The sequence below is a fragment of the Pseudoduganella sp. RAF53_2 genome (assembly GCF_052113985.1).
GTDB lineage: Bacteria > Pseudomonadota > Gammaproteobacteria > Burkholderiales > Burkholderiaceae_D > Rugamonas.
Genome location: NZ_JBFRDW010000919.1, coordinates 1 through 1,660 on the forward strand (window position 1 = coordinate 1; position 1,660 = coordinate 1,660).

Annotated in this window: 2 protein-coding genes; both read right to left on the reverse strand. The window is 60.8% G+C overall.

The genetic code is table 11. From position 1 onward, the window contains the following. The coding region (locus tag AB4Z11_RS31015; RefSeq protein WP_442029926.1) for a DUF2252 domain-containing protein at positions 1 to 1,159 on the reverse strand (1,159 nt) is incomplete at its 3' end. Next, positions 1,156 to 1,660, reverse strand: a 505-nt coding sequence (locus tag AB4Z11_RS31020) for a hypothetical protein (protein ID WP_442029928.1), incomplete at its 5' end; no start/stop codon positions are given. The genes AB4Z11_RS31020 and AB4Z11_RS31015, both read right to left, overlap by 4 nt.

Below are 1,660 nucleotides of genomic sequence, written 5' to 3' on the forward strand. Positions count from 1 at the left end.
GCTCATGATAGGACTGAGCATAGTCCATTAATGTCGAGCGCCATTGCGAGGCGCGGCGGCCATAGTCTATCCATTCGTCCGCGCAGGCGGAGCCTTGCCGGCCGCCGGAACGCAGATGCGCCCAGGCGACGATCCCGCCCATGGTCCGCATCACGCTTTCGAGCCGCCGCAGTTTTCCGCCCCACTGGCTCAACGAAAGGCGATCCTGCTGGGGCAGCAGTTCCTTCAGTACATAGGAGCGCTCATCGATGGGCACCGCCGACAGAAAGGCGGGCGAAATCGCCTGCATGCGCTTTTGAACCGCGACCACGCGCTCGGCCTCGGTCGGCCACGCAGGCTGCTTCGTTGGCACATAAGGCGCCAGGGCCGATCCCGGCGCGAGCTTCAGATCGAGCAGGAAATTGCCATCCAGGCCGCCACGTCCGCTCACCAGGATCGCGTAGCGCTCCAGCCCCAGGCTGCCGGTGCCGGCGATGCGGCGAGCGACGTCCAGCACGCGGAAGAACTCAGGCGACGCCTGGCTCCCTGAATAGGAGGCCATGAAATCCGTCACTTTCGCGCGCTCGGCATCGTTGACCGGCAGCGCTTTGACCCCGTCCAGACGCAGCCTGCGTCTACCCTTCTTGATGTCCGTGCGGCGGTCCAGGAAGGCTGGGCGCTCGCGCAACCGGAGGTCGCGCAGCAAGTCGCGCACCATCCCCTCCGCTGTCGCGCGTTCAACCCAGCGCGGCTTGCCCTCAACCAGATTCTCTACGTATGCATCGAGGAAGCAGTGGCACAGGGCGATGGCCTCGGGTGGGTGCACTTTCAAAGTGTCGGCAGCCACCAGCACACTGACCAGAAAACGGCTCAACTCCCAACTGGCCGGGGCCAGAACGGCTTCATCAAAATCGTTAAGATCAAAGTAAGCCAGGCGGTTGTTGCCTTTGTACGTTCCGAAATTCTCCAGATGCAGGTCGCCGCAAATCCAGGCTGGTGGCGCCTGGTTCAGGCGCGCGTCGTTCGGGAAGTCCTGATAAAACAGATGGCACGTACCGCGCAGGAAGGAAAAAGGATTGTCCGCCAGCAGACGGTACTTCATCGTCACGCGCTCGGCCTCGCGGTCCGCATTGAATGCAGCCACAAGGCCTGCTACGTCGCGTTCCTTAGCCTGGTTCATGGTTTCTTCTGCGCTGCTTGCGCTTGCTCGTGAAGCTTCGCCATCATGCCGGTCAAATCGGCAGCACCGAGCTCCTGGACGGTGCTCTGAAAATCGGTGGCGGCTGATACGATGGCTTTCGTCTCGGACGTCTGATTCTTGCATACCTTGATCCACAATGCCTTTGCTGCCTTAATATCCGCGGCGGCACCGGCCCGCTCCAACAGCTCACGTGTTCTTTGATACGGCGGCGTTGGATTGGCGAGGTAGTACGGTTGCGTTACCATCATCGGCACAAACCTGAACGGATCGGAAAATATCGCAGGATTGCAGGTCCAGAGGCTCTGCCTCATTGAGAAATTCGCCGCAATCCATGGCGTTAGGCCCATCTCGTCGGCATCGTTGATGTGGTCTTTCACAATGCTTGACGTGAGCAACGCCGCCACAACATTTGGATAGCCCAGGTAAGCCGCGGACACCAGCGGCGACTGTTCGCCCCTGGTCTTCGCCAGCAATCCATCC